Source organism: Alteripontixanthobacter muriae (assembly GCF_013336795.1).
GTDB lineage: Bacteria > Pseudomonadota > Alphaproteobacteria > Sphingomonadales > Sphingomonadaceae > Pseudopontixanthobacter > Pseudopontixanthobacter muriae.
In genome coordinates this window covers 1-595 of sequence record NZ_JAAFZT010000036.1, presented here as the reverse complement: position 1 = coordinate 595, position 595 = coordinate 1, and the positions used below count along the sequence as shown (strand labels likewise).

The 595-nt window shown below is 60.7% G+C and carries 1 pseudogene; it reads left to right on the top strand.

Features of this window, described 5'->3' with window-relative positions:
• Positions 1–595: pseudogene (locus G7A66_RS12705) on the top strand (IS5 family transposase); the annotation flags it as partial.

The following is a 595-nucleotide window of genomic DNA, read 5'->3' as shown; positions in this document are numbered from 1 at the left end:
CTACCTGCTACAATCGCTTTGTCCGCTGGCGCAGAGCCGGTGTCTGGGATCGGCTTCTGACGGCGGTTTCGCAGGCTTTCGACGGCGAGCTGGTGATGATCGACAGTTCTTCCATTCGGGTCCACCAGCACGGTGCGACCCTAAAAAGGGGGACCCAAATCGCTGCATGGGACGTTCCCGCGGCGGCTTGACGACCAAGATCCATGCCCTGGTCGATGGCCGGGGGCTGCCGATCCAACTACACCTGTCCGAAGGGCAGGCGAGCGATTGCAAACAGGCCGAGCCGCTGCTCGGCGCCCTGCCGAAAGGCAGCACCTTCCTTGCCGACAAAGCCTACGACAGCGATGCCATCCGCCGGCAGATCACAGCGCAGGGCGGCTTCGCCAACATCCCCGCCAAGCGCAACCGCAGGCAAAGCTTCGCCTTCAGCCAGTTCCTCTACCGCTATCGCAATCTGATCGAACGCTTCTTCGGAAAACTTAAGCATGCCAGAGGTTTGGCGACCCGCTACGACAAACGAGCCGACAACTTTCTGGCCGCCATCAAGCTCTTCTCAGCACGTCTCTGGATCAACGCTTACGAGTCTACTGCCTAG